This is a genomic window from Flavobacterium sp. GSP27, assembly GCF_003970395.1.
Classification (GTDB): domain Bacteria; phylum Bacteroidota; class Bacteroidia; order Flavobacteriales; family Flavobacteriaceae; genus Flavobacterium.
The window spans coordinates 58,402-77,859 of the sequence record NZ_RYDP01000007.1 but is presented as its reverse complement, the minus strand read 5'-3'; the positions used below and the strand labels follow the sequence as shown (position 1 = coordinate 77,859).

16 protein-coding genes are annotated in these 19,458 nt (G+C 36.6%); 14 read left to right on the top strand and 2 right to left on the bottom strand.

Going from position 1 to position 19,458, the window contains the following annotated elements; genetic code table 11:
* The first annotated feature begins 195 nt into the window (after positions 1-195).
* The 5 genes from carA (at position 196) to ctlX (ending at position 6,405) form a co-directional block, all read left to right on the top strand.
* A complete protein-coding gene (gene carA, locus EKM05_RS08010) occupies positions 196-1,296 on the top strand; it encodes a glutamine-hydrolyzing carbamoyl-phosphate synthase small subunit (protein ID WP_126458912.1) in 1,101 nt (366 codons plus the stop codon).
* Positions 1,297-1,674: 378 nt separating this feature from the next.
* Positions 1,675-2,967, top strand: a complete 1,293-nt coding sequence (gene eno, locus EKM05_RS08005) for a phosphopyruvate hydratase (protein ID WP_126458915.1) — start codon at positions 1,675-1,677, stop codon at positions 2,965-2,967.
* Positions 2,968-3,121: 154 nt separating this feature from the next.
* Entirely contained in the window at positions 3,122-4,405 is a 1,284-nt protein-coding gene (locus EKM05_RS08000) for a citrate synthase (RefSeq protein WP_126458918.1), read from the top strand.
* Positions 4,406-4,466: 61 nt separating this feature from the next.
* Positions 4,467-5,381, top strand: coding sequence for a dimethylarginine dimethylaminohydrolase family protein (locus tag EKM05_RS07995; protein ID WP_126554525.1), 915 nt, complete (start codon positions 4,467-4,469; stop codon positions 5,379-5,381).
* Between the two features lie 88 nt (positions 5,382-5,469).
* Positions 5,470-6,405 carry a citrulline utilization hydrolase CtlX gene (gene ctlX / locus EKM05_RS07990; protein ID WP_126554523.1) on the top strand — a complete coding sequence of 312 codons (936 nt, stop codon included), beginning with the start codon at positions 5,470-5,472 and terminating at the stop codon, positions 6,403-6,405.
* 45 nt (positions 6,406-6,450) lie between these two features.
* On the opposite strand, the gene EKM05_RS07985 is transcribed toward ctlX, so the two are convergent.
* On the bottom strand, positions 6,451-7,080 hold the full coding sequence (locus EKM05_RS07985; protein WP_126451852.1) for a MarC family NAAT transporter: 630 nt from the start codon (positions 7,078-7,080) through the stop codon (positions 6,451-6,453).
* 142 nt (positions 7,081-7,222) lie between these two features.
* Here EKM05_RS07985 and EKM05_RS07980 point away from each other — a divergent pair, with 142 nt between their 5' ends.
* Positions 7,223-7,591 carry a CoA-binding protein gene (locus EKM05_RS07980; RefSeq protein ID WP_126458928.1) on the top strand — a complete coding sequence of 123 codons (369 nt, stop codon included), beginning with the start codon at positions 7,223-7,225 and terminating at the stop codon, positions 7,589-7,591.
* 99 nt (positions 7,592-7,690) lie between these two features.
* Here EKM05_RS07980 and EKM05_RS07975 read toward each other — a convergent pair whose 3' ends face one another.
* Entirely contained in the window at positions 7,691-9,199 is a 1,509-nt protein-coding gene (locus tag EKM05_RS07975; RefSeq protein ID WP_126458931.1) for a sodium:solute symporter, read from the bottom strand.
* Positions 9,200-9,627: 428 nt separating this feature from the next.
* Between EKM05_RS07975 and recR the strand changes: the two genes are divergently transcribed.
* The 8 genes from recR (at position 9,628) to EKM05_RS07935 (ending at position 19,435) form a co-directional block, all read left to right on the top strand.
* On the top strand, positions 9,628-10,248 hold the full coding sequence (gene recR, locus EKM05_RS07970; protein WP_126451855.1) for a recombination mediator RecR: 621 nt from the start codon (positions 9,628-9,630) through the stop codon (positions 10,246-10,248).
* A gap of 72 nt (positions 10,249-10,320) precedes the next feature.
* Positions 10,321-11,112: a polysaccharide biosynthesis/export family protein gene (locus EKM05_RS07965; RefSeq protein ID WP_126458934.1), complete on the top strand. Its 792-nt coding sequence runs from the start codon at positions 10,321-10,323 to the stop codon at positions 11,110-11,112.
* 15 nt (positions 11,113-11,127) lie between these two features.
* On the top strand, positions 11,128-13,584 hold the full coding sequence (locus EKM05_RS07960) for a polysaccharide biosynthesis tyrosine autokinase (RefSeq protein WP_126554521.1): 2,457 nt from the start codon (positions 11,128-11,130) through the stop codon (positions 13,582-13,584).
* 228 nt (positions 13,585-13,812) lie between these two features.
* Entirely contained in the window at positions 13,813-14,796 is a 984-nt protein-coding gene (locus EKM05_RS07955) for an SDR family oxidoreductase (protein ID WP_126554519.1), read from the top strand.
* A gap of 118 nt (positions 14,797-14,914) precedes the next feature.
* Entirely contained in the window at positions 14,915-16,306 is a 1,392-nt protein-coding gene (locus tag EKM05_RS07950; RefSeq protein ID WP_126554517.1) for a nucleotide sugar dehydrogenase, read from the top strand.
* 259 nt (positions 16,307-16,565) lie between these two features.
* Entirely contained in the window at positions 16,566-17,027 is a 462-nt protein-coding gene (locus EKM05_RS07945; RefSeq protein ID WP_126554515.1) for a UpxY family transcription antiterminator, read from the top strand.
* Between the two features lie 299 nt (positions 17,028-17,326).
* A complete protein-coding gene (locus tag EKM05_RS07940; RefSeq protein ID WP_126554513.1) occupies positions 17,327-18,583 on the top strand; it encodes an ABC transporter ATP-binding protein in 1,257 nt (418 codons plus the stop codon).
* A 63-nt stretch (positions 18,584-18,646) separates the two neighbouring features.
* A complete protein-coding gene (locus EKM05_RS07935) occupies positions 18,647-19,435 on the top strand; it encodes an FkbM family methyltransferase (RefSeq protein WP_126554511.1) in 789 nt (262 codons plus the stop codon).
* Positions 19,436-19,458 lie beyond the last annotated feature (23 nt).

The window sequence follows — 19,458 nt, the reverse complement described above, 5'->3', positions numbered from 1 at the left end:
AAAAAAATCAAAAAGATGCCTCCAGACGCTCCAAGGTCTTCATGGCTCTAGGGTAGAATTTTTATTATACAATAAATTTCAAAAACTTGCATCCATTGCTTTAAACAATTAAATTTGCACAATATTTAACTATATATATGAAACCCGCTTTGCGAGTTCCATGAGACTATTAAAAATAACATTAGATAGCAACGAATGAAATATACAACAAGACAAAGTGCCATTCTTTTATTGAGTGACGGAACCATATTCCATGGTAAATCTATTGGAATCAGCGGAACTACCTTTGGGGAAGTTTGTTTTAACACCGGAATGACAGGTTATCAGGAAATATTCACTGACCCTTCTTATTTTGGACAATTAATGGTTGCCACGAACGCTCATATTGGAAATTATGGAGTAAACGATTCAGAAATAGAATCAGGTAGTGTCAAAATTGCCGGGTTGGTTTGTAAAAATTTTAGCTTTAATTATTCTCGTTCCGATGCTTCAGGGAGTCTAGAAGATTATTTTATTAAACAAAACTTGATCTGTATATCTGATGTAGATACGCGTGCCCTGGTTAGTTATATTCGGGAGAACGGTGCTATGAATGCTGTAATTTGTACAGATGATACCTCAGTAGAAGAACTAAAAATTGCTTTATCAAAAGTCCCTGATATGAAGGGTTTAGAATTAGCATCTAAAGTTTCTACTACGGAACCTTATTTTTTTGGTGAGGAGAAGGCAACGTATAAAATCGCAGCACTTGATTTAGGAATAAAAATGAATATCCTTCGTAATCTGGCTAAAAGAGATTGTTATATTAAAGTATTTCCTTTTGATTCTTCGTATCAGGATTTAGCTGCATTTAATCCAGATGGATACTTCTTATCTAATGGTCCTGGGGATCCTGAGCCTCTTTCGGGTGCTATTCAAGTGGCTAAAGAAATTCTTGACAATGATAAACCTTTATTTGGAATCTGTCTTGGACACCAAATAATTGGTCTTGCTAATGGAATTTCTACTTATAAAATGTTTAATGGGCACAGAGGAATAAATCATCCTGTAAAAAATATCATCACTGGAAAAGGGGAAATAACTTCTCAAAATCATGGTTTTGCGGTTAATAAAGAGGAATTGGACAATCATCCAAATCTTGAAATTACGCATCTTCATCTTAATGATGGAACTGTTGCAGGGATGCGCATGAAAAACAAAAATTGTTTTTCTGTTCAATACCACCCTGAAGCAAGTCCTGGGCCCCATGATTCGTCGTATTTATTTGATCAGTTTATTGAAAATATTAAAGGATAAAGACAGTTATTTAATTGTCAAAATTTTAAAACAGAAGGGTTTGACTTTAATCATAAAGTCAGGCCTTTTTTTATGCGAAAAATAATTTTTATACTACTATCTATGATATTTTAGTCCTATTTTGCGCTGTCTCGATGCAATACGCATCTTGACTGTGAATTTTAAAGAAAAAAAGCACTTTCAAAAGTGAATATAATTTCACGAATATATAATGAAAAAAGTAAAATTAATTTGATACTGCAAAATAAAATTTTAATAAAGTAGAAAAGTGTTATTTCTAAAATAATTATAACGTTTTCGTTAATAACATTCATTATTTTCATAATGTCATTACAAAAGATAGAATATATTTGTATTACTAAATAAAAATTAGAAAATATGAGTATAATTATCAAAATTCACGCAAGACAAATTTTTGATTCAAGAGGAAATCCTACAATTGAAGTAGATGTAATTACAGACAATGGTGTTTTAGGAAGAGCAGCAGTTCCATCTGGAGCTTCTACCGGTAAACATGAAGCAGTGGAGTTACGTGACGGAGGAAAAGCTTTTCTTGGTAAAGGAGTTTTGAATGCGGTGAAAAATGTGAATACACTTATTTCGGAAGAACTTCTTGGAGTTTCCGTTTTTGAACAAAATGTTATTGATCAAATGATGATTGATTTAGATGGCACGCCTAATAAATCAAACTTGGGAGCAAATGCAATTTTGGGTGTGTCTTTGGCTGTTGCCAAAGCGGCAGCAAATGAATTAGGATTGCCTTTGTATCGATATGTAGGCGGCGTTTCTGCGAATACATTGCCCGTTCCTATGATGAATATCATCAATGGAGGTTCACATTCTGATGCGCCAATTTCGTTTCAGGAATTCATGATCATACCAGTTAAAGCAACTTCTTTTACGCATGCAATGCAAATGGGGACTGAGATTTTTCATAGCCTTAAAAAAGTATTACATGATAGAGGTTTAAGTACCGCTGTAGGTGATGAAGGTGGTTTTGCACCAAACCTTGCCGGTGGTACAGAGGATGCATTGGACACGATCAAAAAAGCAGTTGAGGCTGCTGGTTATACTTTTGGAGACGAAATCATGGTGGCTTTAGACTGTGCGGCTTCTGAATTTTTTGTAAACGGAAAATACGATTATACGAAATTTGAAGGCGAAACGGGTAAAATTAGAACTTCAGAGGAGCAAGCTGATTATTTAGCTGAATTAGCAGCTAATTACCCTATTATCTCTATCGAAGACGGAATGGATGAAAATGACTGGGATGGTTGGAAATACCTGACGGATAAAATTGGTAATAAAGTACAATTAGTAGGGGATGATTTATTTGTTACTAATGTGGAACGATTGTCAACAGGAATCGAAAAAGGAATTGCAAATTCAATTTTGGTTAAAGTAAACCAAATAGGTACTTTGACTGAAACTATTGCAGCGGTCAATATGGCTAAAAACGCAGGCTTTACCTCGGTAATGTCACACCGTTCCGGAGAGACGGAGGATAATACTATTGCAGATCTAGCAGTAGCATTAAATTGTGGACAAATCAAGACCGGTTCTGCTTCTCGTTCAGACCGTATGGCTAAATACAATCAATTATTGCGAATTGAAGAAGAATTAGGCGATACCGCTTATTTTCCGGGAAAAAACGCTTTTAAAATAAAATAAGTTCTAATACTATCTTTTTTAGCCATTCACTTCGTGTGAATGGCTTTTTTTTGGTAATATTTAACATTTTCATTGTATTATTCTCTTTTTAATTAGTGTTTAATTCCCTAGATTTGATAAATTATTATTTTAAAAGTTTATTTTCAAATATATTATGTCAAAAACAGCAACATTAGAAATCGACGGAAAAAAAATTGAACTGCCTATAGTAGTAGGTAGCGAAAATGAAGTTGCCATCGATATTAACAAATTACGTGATTTATCCGGTATAATTACTCTTGATCCGGGCTATAAAAATTCAGGTTCTTGTAAGAGTGATATTACTTTTCTGGACGGAGAATTAGGAATTCTTCGCTACAGAGGATACGCTATTGAAGATTTAGCAGAAAAAGCTGATTTTCTTGAAGTGTCTTATCTTTTAATTTTTGGAGAATTGCCTACTACTAAACAGTTGGCGCAATTTGAAACGGATATCAGAAAATACACGCTGGTCAATGAAGAAATGAAAAACATCATTGATGGTTTTCCAAAAACAGCCCATCCAATGGGTGTTTTAGCTGCTTTGACGAGTGCATTGACTGCGTTCAACCCTAAATCGGTTAATGTAGAGAATGAAAAAGAAATGTATGAAGCAGTTTGTAAAACCATGGGGAAATTCCTGGTTATTGCCACTTGGACCTACAGAAAAAGTATGGGTTATCCTTTGAATTATTATGATAACACTAAAGGGTATGTGGAGAATTTCATGCATTTGATGTTTGAATTGCCTACAGAGCCGTATACGCCAAACCCTGTGGTAGTAGATGCATTAGACAAGTTGTTTATACTTCATGGCGATCATGAGCAAAACTGTTCCACTTCTACCGTTAGAATGGTGGGTTCCTCACATGCGGGATTGTTTGCATCAATATCTGCCGGAGTTTCAGCTCTTTGGGGTCCTTTGCACGGAGGTGCCAATCAGGCAGTTCTTGAAATGCTGGAAGAAATCCATAGAAATGGCGGTGATGCAGATAAATATATGGCTAAAGCCAAAGATAAAAATGATCCTTTTAGATTGATGGGTTTTGGACATAGAGTCTATAAAAACTTTGATCCAAGAGCAAAAATCATCAAAAAAGCAGCAAATGAAGTTTTAGCAACTTTAGGAGTTGAAGACCCAATTCTTGCTATTGCTAAAAAGTTAGAAGCAGCGGCTTTGGAAGATGAGTATTTCAAATCAAGAAATTTATATCCTAATGTAGACTTCTACTCTGGAATTATTTACAGAGCGCTAGGAATTCCTACCGATATGTTTACGGTTATGTTTGCCATAGGGCGTTTGCCGGGTTGGATTGCACAATGGAAAGAAATGCGAGAAAATAAAGAGCCTATCGGAAGACCAAGACAAATTTACACAGGACATCCTTTGCGAGAATTCAAGACCTCTGATAAAAGATAAAAGATAAAAAGCTTCACAAATTTGTGAAGCTTTTTTTATATTTGCTAAAAGTTAAAGATACATGTTAGAATTAAATGTAAATAATGAAACTTCAAGACTAAGGGCAGTTGTTTTGGGTTCTGCAGTACATAACGGGCCAACGCCAAAACGAGAAGAGGCCTATGATCCAAAATCGTTAGAGCATATATTGGCAGGGACTTATCCGATCGAGATAGATATGGTTCGAGAAATGGAAGCCTTCAATCGGGTTTTTGAAAAATATGATGTAACGGTGTTTCGTCCTGAAATGATTGAAAATTACAATCAAATATTTACCAGAGATATTGGCTTTGTAATTGGAGATGTTTTTGTAAAATCGAATATATTGCCGGATCGCGAGCGGGAATTAGACGCGATTCAGTACGTAATAGACCAAATGGATCCTCAAAAAGTAGTGCGCCCCCCAGAAGAAGTACACATAGAAGGAGGGGATGTGATGTTGTGGAATGACTATATCTTCGTTGGTACATATAAAGGAAGTGATTACCAGGATTATATTACAGCACGGACGAATCTTCAGGGTGTGCAGTACATCAAAGACCTGTTTCCTACTAAAATTGTAAAGGGATTTGACCTAGTAAAGTCTAAAATTGAAGCAAGGGATAATGCCTTGCATTTAGACTGTTGTTTTCAGCCTGTTGGAATTAATAAAGGGATTATATACAAAAATGGATTTCGAGAAGAAGCCGATTATTTATTCTTGGTTAATCTTTTTGGGAAAGAAAATTTATTTCACGTCACTAGAGACGAAATGTATCACATGAATTCTAATATTTTTTCTATCGATACCACTGTTGTGGTTTCCGAAAGAAATTTCACCCGACTGAACAATTGGTTGCGAGCAAACGGTTTTCTGGTAGAAGAAATTCCTTATGCCGAAATTGCAAAACAAGAAGGGCTATTGCGCTGTTCGACCTTGCCTTTGATTCGAGATTAATTCAATTTTAAAAACGTATTGTGGTAGAGACGCACGATAGAGACGCACTGCAGTGCGTCTCTACCACAAAAATAAAACACAAAAACCCATGAAACAAACAACAAATTCGATATTGATGATTCGCCCAGTAGCGTTTAGAATGAACGAACAAACGGCAGTAAATAATTATTACCAAAAAGTAGTAGACGGTCTTTTGCCTGCAACGGTAAACGCTAAAGCACAACAAGAATTTGATGCTTTTGTCGAAAAACTAACAGCAGTCGGGGTTGATGTTACGGTTGTTGATGATACCCTGAATCCAGATACACCAGATAGTGTTTTTCCAAACAACTGGATTTCTTTTCACGAGAATGGAGATGTGGCTTTATATCCTATGTTTGCTGAAAATCGCCGTCACGAGCGCCGCGAAGATATTTTAGATGTTCTGGAAGACAAAGGATTTGTGATTCATAATATTGTTGATTATACATCGGCAGAGGAAGATGGATTCTATTTGGAAGGAACAGGAAGTTTGCTTTTGGATAGAACTAATGCTAAAGCATATTGCGCTTTGTCACCAAGGGCTGATGAAGAGTTGTTTATCGAATTCTGTGAGGATTTTGACTATGCTCCAGTTATTTTTGAAGCATTTCAAACCGTCGGTTCGGAACGAAAATTGATCTACCATACCAATGTGATGATGTGTCTGGGGGACACTTTTGCTGTGATTTGTTCGGAGTGTATTGATGATAAAAAAGAACGTAAAATGGTCCTGGATAGCCTAAAAGAAAACGGGAAAGAAATCATTTTAATTACGGAAGCCCAAATGAATACTTTTGCAGGAAACATGCTTGAAATTCTTGGGGCAAAGGACAAACGATATTTAGTGATGAGTGCTGCTGCACATCAGAGTTTAACTTCAAAACAAATAGAACAACTGGAACGACATGCTGAAATTTTGAGTTCGAGCCTGGATACTATTGAAGCATGTGGGGGTGGCAGTGCCAGATGTATGATGGCTGAGATCTTTTTGCCAAGAAAATAATTGTACAATTCAGGCAAATACACTGCGTTTTGCCTGAATTTAATCTTAGATCAAATTGCCTTTAATAATATTGATAATCGCACTTACAATATATTGGATTCCTATAGCAATTACAATAAAACCAATGATTCTGGAGATCGCTACAATTCCGGATTCTCCAAGTATTTTTGCTAAATAATGAGCACTTTTCAAGATGATGAAAATAGCAACTGCGATAGCAAGAATGGCAAAGGATGAAATGATAATTTCGCTAGTTGTATTGTGTTCCTGATAAAAAGCAATCAGCAGCGAAATAGATCCAGGTCCGGCTAGCATAGGGATAGCTAGTGGAGTCAGAGCGATATCATTTCTTTTTTGAGCATCGTTTTCTGCTTTTTTGGTGATCCCCCTCTTTTTGTTAAATTGTCCCGAGAGCAATGAAAATCCCGAGTTTACTATGATAAGTCCTCCGGCAATTCGAAGCGCATCGATGCTAATGCCAAAAAAAATCAGCATATATTGCCCAATAAAAAAAGAGACAATTAAGATGATAAACACATTTATCGCTGTCCACAATGAAATCCTGGAACGTTCTTTTTTTGTGTCATGTTGTGTAAGTCCTACAAAAATAGGAACAGTACCAATAGGGTTCAACACGGAGAAAAGTGCGACAAACAGATAAATAAAAAGATCCATATTTTATATTTAAGGGTGTAAAAATACTCTTTTTTTACTTTTTAATGTTAGGGAAATGTTTTTATTGCAGTGATAACTAAACTTGAAAATTCCGAAACGGACAAACCTTTTTGATTACTTTTGCTGCATATACTTATAGAAAATGACAAAGAATAAAAAAACACTAGTTCTGGGAGCAACTACTAAACCAGAGAAATACGCCTTCAAAGCGATCACTATGTTGGTAGACAAAGGACATTCGGTGCTTGCTTTAGGACAAAATGCTGGTGAAGTGGCCGGTGTGAAAATCCAGACCAAAGCCATTCCCATAAAAAATATAGATACCGTTACCCTTTATTTGAACCCTGCACGTCAGCGCGATTATTACAATTATATCGTCGAGGCTAAACCTAAACGTGTTATTTTTAATCCGGGAACTGAAAATCCAGAATTGTACCAATTGCTGAAGCTGAATGATATCAAAGTAGAAATAGCCTGTACCTTAGTATTATTGACTACTAACCAGTATTAATATTTTTTTTGGAGCTACCTCCAGCTGTTCGCTATATCTTTTCTTGTCCCGTTTTTAAAACGGGACAAGAAAAGGATGCCGCTGCCATCTGGGCTAAAACTAAAATCGTGTTTCTGAAGCCGCTTTTTTGCTAATCAACCACAATCCAAGAAAAGTAATAAGCCCGTTTACAATGATCAGCTCATTGTCAAAGACGTATCCAAAAAACAATGTTTTTGAATGTTCGCTGATAAGGTATGTGAGTGCAGGAGACAACAAACAAATTATCGGGACCAGTTTGTCTTTGACCGTTTTTGACTGTGCAAACAGCCCGAAACAATACAATCCTAAAAGTGGTCCATACGTGTAGGAGGCCACCCTGAAAATCATTCCTACTACGGAACTGTCATTTATGGAATTAAAGAAAATAATGACCAGAAACATCAAAAAGGAAAACGCAACATGAACCAGATGTCTGTCTCGGACTACATTAGGTTTGTTCAGATTCTCCGCTTTGTCCATTCCTAAAAAATCCACACAAAACGAAGTCGTAAGCGCTGTTAATGCAGAGTCAGTCGTAGCAAAAGTTGCGGCCGTCAATCCCAATAAGAATATAACTGAAGGTATCAGAGCCAGGTGATTAAAAGCAATTTCCGGGAAAAGCAAATCGGTTCTGGGCTTTCCGGTGTTTAAATCGGTGGGGATTTCAACCCCGTTTTTAGCGGCATAAACATACAGTAGCGCACCTACGCTCAGGAAAAATATATTGATAAGTACAAATATTCCGGTAAATGTGAACATGTTTTTTTGAGCTTCACCAATGGTGGCACAACTCAGGTTTTTTTGCATTAAATCCTGATCCAGACCTACCATGGCAATGGTTACAAAAATCCCTCCCAGAATTTGTTTGATAAAATGGAACTTACTCGACACGAAATCCTCAAAGAAAAATACTTTCGAATAGTTACTGTTTTTTACGGTTTCAAAAGCTTCAAAAGCATTTAAATTCAAGCTTCTGCAAATAAAGAAAAGAGTCATGAAAACAGAGGTCACTAAGAAAAAAGTTTGTAAGGTATCCGTAATGATAATGGTTTTGAGTCCGCCACGATAGGTATATGCAAAAATTAAAGCCAGCGAAATCAGCACGGTAAAGGCAAAGGGAATGTTGTAAAAGTCAAAAACATAGCGCTGTAAAACGATCACCACAAGATACAATCGAAACGCAGAGCCTATTGTTCGGCTGATCAGGAAAATTGTTGCGGCAGTTTTATAGGAATACAACCCCAATCGCTGCTCGATATAGCCGTAAATCGAAGTCAGATTCATCCGGTAGTACAGAGGCAACAGCACTTTTGCAATAACTATAAAGCCAATGGCATTTCCCAGAACAAACTGAAAATACTTGAATTGTTCCCCGTTTGGCGCACCCACTTCTCCCGGCACCGAAATAAAAGTTACCCCGGAAAGCGCAGTCCCAATCATCCCGAAAGCCACTAAATACCATTTTGAGTTTTTATTGGCTTTGAAAAAAGCCTCATTGCCACTGTCTTTTCTACTTACAAAATGGGAAATCAAAAACAAAATCCCGAAGTAGATTACAATTAACGATAGAATGGTGAATGGTGTCATTTTTTTGAGTTTACAGGCAGCAAAATACGATTTTTTGTTTAATGCGTCATTTCTGGATCCGGATTACCTTTGGCCTTGAACTTCTATCCTTATTACATCACGAATAGCTACTGCTTAATTGTCTAGCAAGTAGTATTATAGCCGCTTTGGTTTTAAAACTGCCCACTAAAGGTATTGCTTTACGTCCTAAGTACTTCCGTTGAAAAAGGATTCTTTTTTATACAATGGCTTCTCGACACAATTTTAATCAGTAACGCTTTCGCATTACTATTCAAAAGTACTCGAAGTGAGGGCAGAAACAGCGCAGCCTTAATGACATTGCGCCCAATAGTAGAAAAAACGGCGGACTAAAATCGAATAACTAAAGTATACAATCGATTCAAGAAATAACCGATTAAACAAATAAACAAATTGCTACATTTGCAGTTATGGAATTTTCTTCAAAATTAATAGAAAGGGCAGTCAATGAAATGTCTCAGTTGCCAGGAATTGGTAAGCGAACTGCACTGCGACTGGTGTTGCATTTATTAAAACAGCCCAAAGAGCAAACAGGATTTCTAGCGCAAGCCTTGGTGGCAATGCGGGAGGATATAAAGTATTGTGCGAGTTGCCATAATATATCGGACAGTGCGTTGTGTGAAATTTGTGCCAACAAAAACAGAAATCATCAAATTGTTTGTATTGTGGAGGATATCCGTGATGTTATGGCGATCGAGAATACAGGACAATTCAGAGGAATTTATCATGTTTTGGGCGGTAAAATTTCACCTATTGACGGCGTGGGCCCCAGTCAGTTGAACATCAATACTGTAGTTGAAAAAGTAAAATCCGGTAGTGTCAATGAGATTATATTTGCGTTAAGCTCCACAATGGAGGGAGATACTACCAATTTTTATATTTACAAACAAATTGGGGATTGCGGGATTATTATATCAACAATCGCCAGAGGAATTTCAGTAGGTGATGAGCTGGAATATGCGGATGAAGTTACCCTGGGCAGGAGTATTTTGCAAAGAGTTCCTTTTGAAAAGACTTTTAAAAATAATTAATTTGTTTAATGAATAATGTTGCTTTTTAAATCGTAAATGAAAAGTTATATTTGTCGCTTAAAAATATTGTAAATGAGCAAGTCGGTACTCTGTTTGTTGTTAGTTATAAGTGTGTTGCTTTTTTCCTGTATCCCTACTAAAGATTTAATTTATCTTCAGAAAAAGGATACCTCAGCACAAGAATCTACTATTGCTGTGGTAGGATCTAAGCCTTATCGGTTGCAAACAAATGATGTGTTGAGTATTACTATAAAAGCGATAGATCCTAAATTAGTTGCTATTTTTAGTCCTACAAGCGAAGTCGGTTCGGTAGGAAAATCAGAATCCGCATTGTATTTTGATGGATTTACAGTAGACGATCATGGAAACATAAGGGTTCCGGTCTTAGGAGAATTAAATGTTATTGGTTACACGCTGGACGAAATCAGAGTGAGAATCGAAAAGCAATTGTTAGCGGAGTATTTTAATGCCGAAGCTAATATTTTTGTAACCGTAAAATTATCGGGGTTTAGATATACGATCAACGGGGAAATTGGCAGTACGGGAACAAAAACATTATTTCAAGAGCAGGTAAATATAATGGAAGCCATTGCAAATGCCGGAGATATCTCTATTACAGGAGACCGGAAAGCAGTTACCATCATGCGAAAAACACCAACAGGAGTTCAAATGCATGATCTGGACTTGACGGATATCAATGTGATGCAATCGCCTTATTATTACTTACAACCTAATGATTATGTTTATATCAAGCCGCTCAAGCAAAAAACCTGGGGAACCGGGAAAACAGGAATTGAATCCTTAGGGACTATTATTACGTTGCTGTCTTTGGCCACAACGACCTTTCTACTATTAAGAAATTAAAACAGCATTCAGAAAATGTTAGATATAAAAGATTTTTCGATTTTTGAAAATCAAGTCAGTTTTGATTTTAAGGGATTTTTAATGAAAATCGGAAGTTATTGGAAGTGGTTTTTACTGAGTTTAATAATCACTTTTACTATTGCCTATCAGGTCAACATCCGTAAAGAAAAAATATATGGCATGGAGACCCTCATTGCCATAAAGGAGGAAAGTAACCCTCTTTTTACTTCTAATACCAGTTTGGTTTTTAATTGGGGCGGTACCTCTGATCAGGTTCAATCCATCTCTACAACACTGCAATCCAGATCACACAATGAGTTAGTGGTAGATAAACTGCAGTATTATATTGATTACTTAGTTCAGGGCGAATACAATATGGTAGATGCCTACGGAGCAGTTCCATTCTATGTAAATATTGATAAATCGAAAGGGCAGTTAGCAGGAAATTTAATTGGAATTACGTTTCTAAGCGAAAATGAATATGAAATCAGAATTTCATTTGGGAATCAAAACGTCTCGGTCGTCACGTACTCCAATAATTCCTATGGCAATACAGCAGTCGAAATTGGTGATTTTGTAAAAAGATACAAAGTAGGAGAGTCTGTTTCATTACCCTTTTTGAATTGGAAATTACAAATAAAAGACAATCCCGGTTTTTACAAAGGAAATGAATATTTTGTGCGTTTTAATGATTTTGACGGAACAGTAGCCGGATATAAAGGGATCAGTTTGCGCTCAGATGATAAAGGCGGTTCTATAATTACCCTGGGAATGCAGGGTACTAATAAAGCCAGAATGGTCGAATATTTGAATTCGACTGTTGAAATGCTGATCAAAAGACAGTTAGATAGTAAAAACCAGTTTGCTATCAATACGATTGCTTTTATAGACAGTACACTGATTGCCATGGAATCCCAACTCAAAGAAACCGAGAATGAGCTAAAAATATTTAGGAAAGATAAAAATATTTATGATATTGAAGCGGGTGGTACTAAATTCTCGGATAAGATTCTGGAATTTGATGTAGCCAAAGATGAAGTGACCCGTAAACTGTCCTATTATAATTCGTTAAAGACTTATTTGAAAAACAGCACCAACTATGCAAAACTTCCAGCGCCATCTGTAGCGGGAATAGAAGATCCTAATATTGTAGTTAATGTTTCAAAATTGATCGCCTTGTCTACCCAAAGATCCGAAATGGCCTATGCCGTAAAAAGCGAGAAGATATTTAAGGATTTTGACAATCAAATGGAGGCGGTCAAAAATGTACTGTTAGAAAATATAGCTACTGCAAAAGCTTCGCTGCAATATGATTTAGCGATGGTGAGCAGTAAAATTAATGAAACCGAAAGTACCATAAAACAACTCCCGGAAGACCAGCAAGAGCTCGTTAAAATCAAAAGAAAATATGATTTGAGTGATAATATTTACAGCACCTTTCTTCAAAAAAGAAGTGAAGCGGATATTGTCAAAGCAGCGAATCTATCGGATGTTCAGTTTATAGATCCCGCAAAGGATATTGGCGGCGGATTAATAGGCCCTAAAACATCCGTCAATTATATATTGGCCTTATTTCTGGGAATACTTGTTCCGTTGATTTTTGTATTTGGCATTTTTTTTGTCAATAATTCGATTCAAAATACGGAGGACATCAGTAAGTTGACAAAAATTCCTTTGATAGGCGTAGTCGGTGTCAATAAAGAAAATACAAATTTAGCAGTGTTTGACAGGCCTAAATCATCGTTGTCGGAATCTTTTAGAGCTATTCGGTCCTCGCTCCAGTTTTTGTACAAACAACAAAATGTAGACGGTGCCAAAACACTGATGATAACCTCCTCCGTTAGTGGTGAGGGAAAAACATTTTGTTCCATAAATATCGCTACCGTATTTGCCCTGAGCGAGAAAAAAACAGTTGTTATTGGCCTTGATTTAAGAAAACCAAAACTGGCTACTGAATTTAATTTATCTAATGAAGCCGGGATTGTAAATTACCTGATCAAGCAAAAAACGGTTGACGAAATTATAAATCACACCCACATTCCTTTTCTGGATGTGATTCTCTCCGGACCGGTTCCTCCCAATCCATCGGAGATGATCATGAGTGACGGAATGGGAGAGCTGATTGAAGAATTAAAGAAAAAATACGATTATATAATATTAGATACACCTCCGGTAGGGTTAGTGTCAGATGCACTAGAATTAGCACAATATTGTGATGTTACCCTTTATATTGTGAGGCAGAATTTCACTAAAAAAGACATGATTACCTTGTTGAATAATCGTATAAAACGAGGGGAATTAAATAATGCCAGTATAATTTTGAATGGTCTGGAGAATAAAGCTAAATACGGAACGGGGTATGGGTATGGCTACGGATATGGTACCTATACTAATGACTATTACGAAGAAGACAAACCCAAAAGTATGTATGAAAGAGTGGCTCAGAAAATACTTAATAGACCCAGAAAGTAATTTATTGATTACAGATATAATTAAAACGATGCATTTTAGGGCATTTACTTTTTAGATTCAAAAACTTTTACCACGAATTTCACAAATTTTCACAAATTAATTCGTGATAATTTGTGAAATTCGTGGTAAATAAATAAGGGATACCACCGTGTAGACTTTAAGTCTGCCAACAAAAACTATGAACTTTTAGTTTATAGTGGTTTATTTTTTTTAATACAGAAAAATCAAATGAAAGAAGATATAAAAAAAACAGTGTTAATCACTGGAGGAGCGGGATTTATAGGCTCTAATCTGTGTGCCCATTTTTTGTCTAAAGGCTATAAGGTGGTTTGCCTGGATAATTTTGCCACCGGGCACCTGCATAATTTGAAAGACTGCATAAACCATCCTGATTTTCGTTTGATAGAAGGCGATATTCGGAATCCGGAAGAGTGTCAAAAAGCAGTCAAAGGCGCAGATTATGTGCTGCACCAGGCGGCTTTGGGATCTGTTCCCCGTTCTATCAATGATCCGGTGACCACGAATGACGTGAATGTATCCGGATTTTTGAATATGCTGGTGGCAGCAAGAGACGAAAAAGTGAAGCGATTTGTGTATGCGGCAAGTTCCTCTACCTACGGCGATTCAGAAGCGTTGCCCAAAGTAGAAAATACTATTGGGAAGCCGCTTTCTCCGTATGCAATAACAAAATATGTAAATGAATTGTATGCCGAAATTTTTAGCACAACCTATGGTTTAGAGACCATAGGACTGCGTTATTTCAATGTTTTTGGACGGAAGCAAGATCCCAATGGCGCTTATGCAGCCGTTATCCCGAAATTTGTGATGCAATTCATGCAACACGAAAGCCCAAAAATAAATGGTGACGGGAATTATTCCCGCGATTTTACTTATATTGACAATGTTATTCAAATGAATGAGTTGGCGATGTTAACTCAAAATCCAGAAGCGATCAATACGGTTTATAACACGGCGTGTGGCGATAGGAATACGTTGAATGATTTAGTGGGCTATTTGAAAGATTTTTTAACAAAATACGATTCTGAAATTGCAAACGTTACTGTATTGTATGGTCCTAACAGAGCGGGTGATATTCCACATTCCCTGGCTAGTATTGATAAAGCAAAAGCCCTGCTGGGATACAATCCAAAATTTGGCATGCAAGAAGGATTGAAAGAGGCGGTGCACTGGTATTGGGATAATTTATCGTAATACCGTCGTAGAGATGCGATAAATCGGGTCTACATTGCGGATTTGATACATTGCGAAATGTAGAGATGCGATAAATCGCGTCTGTACTGGGATTAAAAAAAAATAAAAAAATATATAGATGAAAATCACAAAAATTTGTTGCATTGGAGCCGGGTATGTTGGTGGTCCGACGATGGCGGTTATTGCTCAAAAATGTCCGGAGATACAAGTTACAGTAGTCGATTTGAACGAAGAGCGCATTGCGGCTTGGAATGATACCGACACGGCCAATATTCCTATATATGAACCCGGATTGGACGTTATTGTTGCCGAGGCTCGGGGAAGGAATTTGTTTTTTTCTACGAATGTTGATAAAGCCATAGACGAAGCCCAGATTATATTTATCTCCGTGAATACCCCCACTAAAACGTATGGTAAGGGAAAAGGTATGGCGGCTGATTTAAAATACATAGAGCTTTGTGCCAGACAAATTGCACGTGTAGCCAAAGATAATAAAATAGTAGTTGAGAAATCGACACTACCGGTGCGAACTGCAGAAGCAATTAAGAGTATACTTGATAATACCGGGAATGGAGTACAGTTTCAAATCCTGTCAAATCCTGAGTTTTTAGCAGAGGGAACAGCTGTTGCTGATTTGTTGCATCCGGATCGGATTCTTATTGGAGGCGATCCTTCGGAGGAAGGTAAAAAAGCGATTCAGGCCTTAGTCGATGTCTATTCGAATTGGGTGCCTGCCGCTAAAATATTGACCACTAATGTTTGGTCTTCTGAATTGTCTAAGCTTACCGCCAATGCTTTTTTGGCACAACGTATTTCTTCCATCAATGCCATGTCAGAACTGTGTGAAAAAACGGGAGCCGATGTCAATGAAGTCGCTAAAGCGATTGGAATGGACAGCAGGATTGGATCTAAATTTCTAAAAGCCTCCGTTGGTTTTGGAGGTTCTTGCTTTCAAAAGGACATTTTAAATTTAGTGTACATTGCAAAATCCTATGGTTTGAATGCCGTTGCAGATTATTGGGAGCAAGTTATTATCATGAATGACCATCAAAAAAGACGTTTCTCCAATTCTATTGTTCAAACGCTTTACAATACGGTTTCCGATAAGAAAATTACTTTTTTGGGTTGGGCATTCAAGAAAGATACGAATGATACCAGAGAATCAGCAGCAATTTATGTAGCTGATGATTTGATCAATGAACACGCAAAAATTGCGGTGTATGATCCTAAAGTTTCTAACAAGAAGATCTTGGGGGATTTAAATTATTTGGAAACCAGAAATGCAGAGGCGAATGCGAACAGTGTGCGTTCCTTTTTGGACCCGTACGAAGCCTGTCAGCAGGCACACGCTATTGCGATACTGACAGAGTGGGATGAATTTATCCACTACGACTGGCAAAAAATATATGATTCGATGCAAAAACCCGCTTTTATTTTTGATGGTAGAAATTTGCTGAACGGCCCGGAATTAAAAGCGATTGGTTTTGTGTATCAGGCGATAGGTTCGTAAGCGGTTAAACGATTAAATGGTTAAGGGGTTAAAAAATTAAAGGTTAGATGGTTAAACGATTAAACGGTTAAACATTTAAAAGCTGATTGTGCTCAGCGGGTTGCTAGTAGTTTTCAAGTAATGAAATAGAACAAAACGTCTCGCTACGCTTCGCACTCGAAGTGTCGTGTATTGAGAACCGTTTTTAAATAAATAATTCAAAAAGTGTATTCTGAATTCGGATAGGGAGAATTAATTTTATGGCAATACAAGATAAAAGATGAATTGGTATGTAGTGTATACAAAACCCAAATGGGAAAAAAAAGTGGCAGAACAATTACAAAAGATAGGTGTGGAATGCTACTGTCCTTTGGTAACCCAAATGCGACAATGGTCTGACCGCAAGAAAAAAGTGGAAGTACCTCTTTTTAATTCCTATGTTTTTGTACAATTAGAAGATTTGAAACGGAATTTGGTGTTTCAATCCGTTGGCGCAGTCCGCTATTTGTATTGGTTAGGAAAACCAGCAATTGTGCGTGATGAAGAAATTGAAGTCATCAAGAAATGGCTCAACACTTCGGATTGTGTTGATCTCACTGTGGCCTCATATCAAATTGGGGAAACGATACAATTAGAATCGGGACCTTTTGCCGACCAAAAAGCCACAGTTCAGGAAATGACCAATACCCATTATGTGCTGGTTTTGGAATCTTTAGGATGTGTGTTGAAAATGAAACGATGAGTTTTTAGTGTGCGAAGTGAGGAGAAGAAAATAGAGAAAAGAATAAGCTGTTTCGTCCGTCACTTCGAGTAATTTAGAATAGTAATGCGAATGCTTTACTATTCTAAATTGTATCGAGAAGCCTGAAAAACGGAAGAGTTCTCGATACTTCGCCGCAATTTTCTATCGCAAATTGCTGCTCCACTCGAACTGACGAATCTTTATAGTAATTAATTGCGGCAATTAGTGAGTAGTGAAGTTCGTTTATAGTACAACCTAATGCTCATTAAAAGGCCCATTTAAAAAAAAGATTCCAAAAAATGAAAGACATTATATTAAAAGCCGAAAACATCTCCAAGCAATACCGACTGGGTCAGGTAGGAACGGGTACTATGACGCATGATTTGAACCGCTGGTGGCATCAAGTGCGTGGCAAAGAAAATCCGTATCTCAAAATTGGCGACACCAATGACCGCAGTACCAAAGGTACGAGTGATTATGTCTGGGCATTGCAGGATATTAATTTTGAAGTAGAACGCGGTGAGATTCTTGGGATTATTGGCAAGAATGGCGCAGGAAAGTCTACTTTGCTCAAAATATTATCCCGTGTTACAGCACCTACAACGGGAAGCATTAAGTTTGGAGGCCGTGTGGCTTCCTTGCTCGAAGTAGGAACCGGATTTAATGGCGAAATGACCGGCAGAGAAAACATTTATCTCAATGGGGCTATTTTAGGGATGACCAAAAAAGAAATAACCTCCAAGATTGATGCCATTATTGATTTCTCCGGTTGCGAACGCTACATTGATACCCCCGTAAAACGCTATAGCAGCGGAATGTATGTTCGACTGGCTTTTGCAGTAGCCGCATTTCTGGAGCCTGAAATTTTGATTGTAGATGAGGTTTTGGCCGTGGGAGATGCCGAGTTCCAAAAGAAAGCGATTGGCAAGATGCAGGATATTTCCAGAAAAGGAGGTAGAACGGTTTTGTTTGTGAGTCATAATATGGCGGCGGTGCGGAGTTTGTGTACGAGGGGGATTGTGTTGGAGAATGGGCAGGTAGTGTTTGATGGGGGGATTGAGGAGAGTGTTGATTTATATCATAATGCTTCTTCAAATTTTGAATCTTTTTATAAAAGAGATATTTCGAAAGACTTTAGCGAAATTGTAATAGATGAAATAAATATCAATAATGAGGGAGGAAACTTAGAAAGCCGTTTTTATTATGATCAAAATATTGTAATTGATTTTAAATTGAATTCAAAATTTGAAATAAAAGATAATAATCGTTACAAAATGTTTTGTACAATTGTCAGCAAGAATGGTCAAAGAGTATGTTCATATGAAACCAATCTGATTAAATCTGAAAAAATACGATTAACTATTGAAGCAGAATTTTTGGTAAGAGGCGAGTATTTTTTAAATGCGTTTATACATGTCCCTCAACAATTAAGAATTGATGAAGTAAATGAAGTTTGTCTGTTTGAGATTTTAGATGAAAAATCTAGTTTGAGCATTCATGGATTATACAATTACGGACAAGTATTTGGAAAAGGGAAATGGGATGCTATTTTTTAGATGAAAAATTTTTATAAATTGTAATTGTATTTTTTGTAATAAACATTTAGTAATATTAGATAAATGATTAAAATTTTAAAAAAATATTTTAAACCACCTTATTATTTCTTAATTGGAAAAAAACAGGGTACAAATGCAATAGCGCGATTTGTGCCTACTGAAAAAGAATTTTTAGGAAAAAAATTATATATCCATGATATCGCATCATTTAATTTGTGTAACGAGGAATTGTTTCAACTTGAAATGTATAAGTTTAAGGCTAGTCGTCCTAATCCTTGTATAATAGATTGTGGGGCAAATTTAGGGATGAGTATCATTTATTTTAAGCAATTATATCCCAATGCTTCTATAATTGCTTTTGAAGCAGATGAGCATATTTTTGGTTTTTTGGAAAAAAACGTTGAATCATTTGGATATAATGATGTAGAGTTAATCAATAAGGCAGTTTGGAATTGCGATGACACCTTGTCATTTATTGTTGAAGGAGGAGCAGGAGGAAGAATAGAAGAAGAAACTTCAAAAGGGAAATACAAAAAAGTAGTTTGTACCAGTTTAAAAAAATATTTGAAAGGACGAAAGGTTGATTTTTTAAAAATTGACATAGAAGGAGCGGAATTCGAAGTGATAAAAGACTGTGAGGATGAATTGAAAAATATTGATTATCTCTTTATTGAATACCACAGCATGCCAGATCGAGAGCAAAATTTGCATAAAATTTTGGAAATAGTTCAGAAAGCAGGATTTAGTTATCATATTAAAGAAGCTTACACGACTAAATATCCTTTCATCAAAAGAAATTTAAATTATGGTATGGATTTACAACTAAATATTTTTTGCTACAAAACAAAATAATTGCAATTCAATGTATACTATTA

What these genes read in the sequence shown, in the direction of transcription:
- carA (WP_126458912.1), top strand. Translation starts at nt 196, where the DNA reads ATGAAATATACAACAAGACAAAGTGCCATTCTTTTATTGAGTGACGGA.
- eno (WP_126458915.1), top strand. Translation starts at nt 1,675, where the DNA reads ATGAGTATAATTATCAAAATTCACGCAAGACAAATTTTTGATTCAAGA.
- EKM05_RS08000 (WP_126458918.1), top strand. Translation starts at nt 3,122, where the DNA reads ATGTCAAAAACAGCAACATTAGAAATCGACGGAAAAAAAATTGAACTG.
- EKM05_RS07995 (WP_126554525.1), top strand. Translation starts at nt 4,467, where the DNA reads ATGTTAGAATTAAATGTAAATAATGAAACTTCAAGACTAAGGGCAGTT.
- ctlX (WP_126554523.1), top strand. Translation starts at nt 5,470, where the DNA reads ATGAAACAAACAACAAATTCGATATTGATGATTCGCCCAGTAGCGTTT.
- EKM05_RS07985 (WP_126451852.1), bottom strand. Translation starts at nt 7,080, where the DNA reads ATGGATCTTTTTATTTATCTGTTTGTCGCACTTTTCTCCGTGTTGAAC.
- EKM05_RS07980 (WP_126458928.1), top strand. Translation starts at nt 7,223, where the DNA reads ATGACAAAGAATAAAAAAACACTAGTTCTGGGAGCAACTACTAAACCA.
- EKM05_RS07975 (WP_126458931.1), bottom strand. Translation starts at nt 9,199, where the DNA reads ATGACACCATTCACCATTCTATCGTTAATTGTAATCTACTTCGGGATT.
- recR (WP_126451855.1), top strand. Translation starts at nt 9,628, where the DNA reads ATGGAATTTTCTTCAAAATTAATAGAAAGGGCAGTCAATGAAATGTCT.
- EKM05_RS07965 (WP_126458934.1), top strand. Translation starts at nt 10,321, where the DNA reads ATGAGCAAGTCGGTACTCTGTTTGTTGTTAGTTATAAGTGTGTTGCTT.
- EKM05_RS07960 (WP_126554521.1), top strand. Translation starts at nt 11,128, where the DNA reads ATGTTAGATATAAAAGATTTTTCGATTTTTGAAAATCAAGTCAGTTTT.
- EKM05_RS07955 (WP_126554519.1), top strand. Translation starts at nt 13,813, where the DNA reads ATGAAAGAAGATATAAAAAAAACAGTGTTAATCACTGGAGGAGCGGGA.
- EKM05_RS07950 (WP_126554517.1), top strand. Translation starts at nt 14,915, where the DNA reads ATGAAAATCACAAAAATTTGTTGCATTGGAGCCGGGTATGTTGGTGGT.
- EKM05_RS07945 (WP_126554515.1), top strand. Translation starts at nt 16,566, where the DNA reads ATGAATTGGTATGTAGTGTATACAAAACCCAAATGGGAAAAAAAAGTG.
- EKM05_RS07940 (WP_126554513.1), top strand. Translation starts at nt 17,327, where the DNA reads ATGAAAGACATTATATTAAAAGCCGAAAACATCTCCAAGCAATACCGA.
- EKM05_RS07935 (WP_126554511.1), top strand. Translation starts at nt 18,647, where the DNA reads ATGATTAAAATTTTAAAAAAATATTTTAAACCACCTTATTATTTCTTA.